The organism is Kaarinaea lacus (assembly GCF_975902315.1).
Genome location: NZ_CDLKIE010000040.1, coordinates 1 through 4,414, shown reverse-complemented (window position 1 = coordinate 4,414; position 4,414 = coordinate 1). Strand labels below are relative to the sequence as shown.

The following is a 4,414-nucleotide window of genomic DNA, read 5'->3' as shown; positions in this document are numbered from 1 at the left end:
GTTTGCGAAAAGGTTTGCCGATATTGCTTGAGGCGCAGGCGCCATTTAGTAACCGCATCCATCAGGATGATCTTGCCAGGGTGTGTGTAGCGGCTGCGGAACGTGCACCCAATGCGGCTATTTATAATGTCTGCGACGGGCAACCCAGCACCATGTCACATTACTTTAAGTCAGTTGCTGCTGCGATGGGATTACCGAAACCACCCGAAATAGATATGCAGCAGGCACAAAAAGAGTTAAGCGCCGGAATGTTGTCTTATTTGAAAGAATCCAGGCGTATCAACAATACCAAGTTGATACAGGAGTTGGGTGTTCGATTACAGTATCCGGACCTGGCAGCGGGTTTGACCGAGCTTCAACATCAGAGCTGAGATTATTGAGAAGCGTTAAGCTGTTGGGCGATTAGTTGTATCAACTGTCTGGCGATTTGTGACTTGGATGCTTTTTCGAAAGTCTGCTCGCCCCCTTGCCAGTAAACCGCAACTTCATTGTCTTCACTGTCAAAACCAATATCTCTGCGGCTAATGTCATTGGCCACAATCATATTCAGTGACTTTTGATTGAGTTTCTGGATGGCATATTGTTGTATGTCCTGAGTTTCGGCGGCAAATCCAACCGTGAAAACCGTGGGATATTGCATCGCGACATCACTGAGAATATCCGGATTACGCACTAACTGCAGATTTAAGTTTTGCTGACTTTTTTTAATTTTTTGTTGAGCAAGTTCCTGTGCCCGATAATCAGAGACTGCAGCCGCGGCAATAAATACATCGCAATCTGTTGCGTGTTCCATCACGGCCACATGCATTTGTTGTGCAGTCTCCACATCAATGCGCTTTACTCTATCAGGTGTTGCCAGGTGAGTGGGGCCACTCACCAGTACACAATGGCCACCCGCTTCCACGACGGCTTCGGCAATAGCGTATCCCATTAAACCGGAACTGCGGTTGCTGATGAAACGAACCGGGTCAATCGGTTCACGCGTAGGCCCCGCGGTGATGACGATTTTCAGGCCTGCCAATGCTCCAGTCTCAAATAACGTCGCAATGTGCTCGCGAATTTCTGGAGGTTCCAGCATTCTACCCGGTCCCACATCGCCGCAGGCCTGATCGCCTTCTGCCGGCCCCCATATATGGACGCCATGATTTTTCAATAGCGTGATATTTTCCTGCGTTGAGGCATCCAGCCACATTTGCTGGTTCATGGCAGGCGCGACAGCAACAGGCGCTGATGTTGCCAGGCACACAGTACTTAATAGATCATCGGCGCGGCCTTGCGCCAGCCGGGCAATGCTATTGGCGCTGGCCGGGGCAATGATAACGGCATCAGCCCAACGGGCCAGTTCAATATGACCCATGGCCGCTTCGGCCTGTTCATCCAGCAGCTCACGATGCACTGTATTTTGACTGAGGGCCTGAAAGGTCAGTGGGCTAACAAACTCGGTGGCTGACCGCGTCATGACAACGCGTACCTCACTGCCGGCATCGCGCAACAGGCGCACCAGCTCACAGGCTTTGTAAGCGGCAATACTACCAGTGATTCCGAGTAATATTTGTTTGTTGGCCAGTTGTTTCATTGCGTAAAATGCTTTGTTAAAGTCGAAATTGCAGTCGATGCTAATCGACTGGACTGTCTATTTTAGACAATAAAACAACAAATTATTAGCAAAAAACCACTCCGGCGCCATTAAAAGAATAAAGCCCGGTTTTCGATGACTCTACATTCCGAAAGGAGTAAATCTATGGCAATTGTGGATTGGCCGGCACATGAGCGGCCACGGGAAAAAATGCTGTTACGGGGTGCGCAATCCCTGTCTGATGCTGAATTACTGGCGATTTTTCTACGAACCGGTACCAAAGGAAAAACAGCGGTGGATCTTGCGCGTGAATTGCTAATCCAGTTCGGGAGTCTACGCGGATTGCTGGAAGCTGATCGCCAGCAGTTTTGCCAAAGCCCGGGTCTGGGGGAAGCCAAATATACCCAATTACAGGCCACCCTCGAGATGAGTCGCCGCTATTTGGCTGAAAAAATGGCGCGTGGCGATGCCCTGAATAATCCGCATGATACTCATCGATTTCTGATGGCCAAAATGCGTGACTATCGTCAGGAAGTGTTTGCCTGCCTTTATCTGGATAATCGACATCGCGTGATCAGTTATGATGAAATGTTTTACGGCACCATCAACATGGCATCGGTGCATCCTCGCGAAATTGTACAAGGTGCCTTGAAACACAATGCCAGCGCTGTGATCCTGGCACACAACCATCCATCCGGTGTGGCTGAACCAAGCCAGGCAGACCGCGATCTCACGCTACAACTGCAAAAAGCCCTTTCGTTAGTGGAAGTGCGAATACTGGATCATGTAGTGGTTGGCGATGGAGCAACCGTATCATTTGCAGAGCGAGGCTGGATGTAATGCGGGGGTATATTGCTGCGACTATTTATTAACGATTTGTTTTAGTTTTTTGATCATGTCATCCATTTCCCTGTTCACATTGTCAATGTCACGTTTGGTTTCCTTCATGGCACTTTTGGCTTTTAATTCCCTGTTCTTGTTTGCCGTGCTGGTTAACCAGCGCAAGGCTATCACACTGATGTTATCGGAATGTGGATAACTGGTTTCTTCGGCTTCACTGGCCAGGTCTTCGATAGCATCGTCAAAATTCCTTTTTTGAACGCCATTGTAAATCTCTTTATCGGTGAGCGGTGACCAAAGGCCATCGGAACACAGCAATATGACATCACCCAGTTGCAGAGGTAGCGCGCGTGATATGCTTGGTTGTGGTCGCTGGTTTTCAGAACCAATACAGCGTGTAATCAGGTTCTTGTCGGGATGGGTAGACTTTTCTTCTTCAGTAATCAATCCTCGCTTGTACAGTTCTTCCACTCGGGAGTGATCTATCGTGCGCGTTAATAAAGCCTTATTACGAACGACATACAGCCGGCTATCGCCTAAATGTCCCCAATAAGCCAAACCGTCCTGAACAATACACACAACACAAGTTGACTTTGCCTGCAATGGCGGGCTGGACGCCGCTGCCAGTTCGAGTACGTCACGTTGTGCGCGCAGGATGATGTCGTTAATAAAGGCGCGTGGATTACGAATGGGCTGCGTCACGCTTTTAAACAGGCGGATAGCGCAATTTACCACTGTTTCAGCAGCCAGGTCGCCACCTGCATGTCCACCTAATCCATCGGCTAATACCAGCAAGATCGCATGCCGGGTTTCCACCACGCCCATACGGTCCTGGTTGGATTTTCGATTGCCTAAACGGTTGGCTTTGCTGACATTGTATTTCATCGTCGCTTAACTGGCTTTACCCCAGGGCATGCGTTTAGGGAATAATTTCGATAACATGCCAGATCCATTTTCAAAATCAGCGCCTTGATTAAAGGCACGTAAAAATTCATCAACACTTTGCGGTCTTAGCAGTGCATCAACTTCCATGGCCCAATCTATTGCGCCCAATAAATCCGCAGAGTATTTGCGTTTAAAAACCAGAGCTGCTGGTTTCAAATTATCTTTTTCCTGCCGATCAGTAGATTTTGGCGGGGGCGTACCCTCAATGCAGGTGCGCATCGTGGCGCCGATGGCATAAATATCGGTCCAGGGTCCGCAATAGCCTTTTTCATCATATTGCTCGGCTGGTGAAAATCCGGACGTTATAACGGTACGGTGTTGCATGGTGCGGCTCATGTTCTTGCGGATGACAGCGCCGAAATCCAGCAAGATAGGGGTACTGTCCTGTTTAATCAGAATATTGCTGGGTTTGATATCCAGGTGGAGTAAGTTGTTATCATGCACCAGCCTTACTCCGTCGAGAAAAGGTGGAAATATGGCGCGCAATACGTGTTCCTTGAAACCCCCACTGCTTTTGCTGATGTAGTGCTGCAAGGTCTGGCCGGGCTGATAATCCATCACGATGTATACCGTGCCGAATGCTTCAAAGGATTCTGTAATATGGACAATATTGGGGTGTTGCAGTTTTTTTAAGGCACTGACTTCCAGTAAAAACAGTTGTCGTCCCTCATACAATTTGGCTTTGCAATTATCCGCTTTGGGCACAACGTTCAGGTTCGCTTCCCGTTTTGCCAGCTTATTCGGTAAGTATTCCTTAATAACAACTACTTGCTCACTGCGCAGGTCTTTGGCCAGATAGACGATGCCAAAACCACCCGCGCTCATGGTTTTCGCAATAACGTAGTGAGCGAGCTCGGTTCCCTTGGGCAGTTGATTGTTTTGTACAGTCATGAACGTGTATGCTACAGTGAGAATTATTTATACATCAGTCAGTTAGCGTTTCTGTTCCCGTTGCTTGTAACTATTTACTAAGAAAGTCCTTATCCAAGAGGTGATTGCATGGTTCGTAGCATGACGGCGTTTGCACGCCAGACAGTAGAGAGTGAGTTGGGC

Annotated in this window: 5 protein-coding genes; 2 read left to right on the top strand and 3 right to left on the bottom strand. The window is 48.5% G+C overall.

All coding sequences use genetic code 11. The annotated features are described in order from the left end of the window. On the top strand, positions 1-371 hold a 371-nt coding region (locus ACWVCM_RS00725; RefSeq protein WP_455199776.1), incomplete at its 5' end, for a hypothetical protein. 2 nt (positions 372-373) lie between these two features. Here the strand turns inward: ACWVCM_RS00725 and coaBC are convergent. Then, the gene (gene coaBC, locus ACWVCM_RS00720) at positions 374-1,576 is read right to left on the bottom strand and encodes a bifunctional phosphopantothenoylcysteine decarboxylase/phosphopantothenate--cysteine ligase CoaBC (protein ID WP_455199775.1); all 1,203 of its coding nucleotides are present in this window, start codon (positions 1,574-1,576) and stop codon (positions 374-376) included. Positions 1,577-1,741: 165 nt separating this feature from the next. On the opposite strand from coaBC, the gene radC reads away from it, so the two are divergent. Further along, positions 1,742-2,416, top strand: a complete 675-nt coding sequence (gene radC / locus ACWVCM_RS00715) for a RadC family protein (RefSeq protein WP_455199774.1) — start codon at positions 1,742-1,744, stop codon at positions 2,414-2,416. 21 nt (positions 2,417-2,437) lie between these two features. On the opposite strand, the gene ACWVCM_RS00710 is transcribed toward radC, so the two are convergent. Further along, positions 2,438-3,301, bottom strand: a complete 864-nt coding sequence (locus tag ACWVCM_RS00710; RefSeq protein ID WP_455199773.1) for a PP2C family protein-serine/threonine phosphatase — start codon at positions 3,299-3,301, stop codon at positions 2,438-2,440. Between the two features lie 6 nt (positions 3,302-3,307). Continuing rightward, positions 3,308-4,252 (bottom strand): serine/threonine protein kinase, encoded by a 945-nt coding sequence (locus ACWVCM_RS00705; protein WP_455199772.1) that lies wholly within the window; start codon positions 4,250-4,252, stop codon positions 3,308-3,310. Between the last annotated feature and the right edge of the window lie 162 nt (positions 4,253-4,414).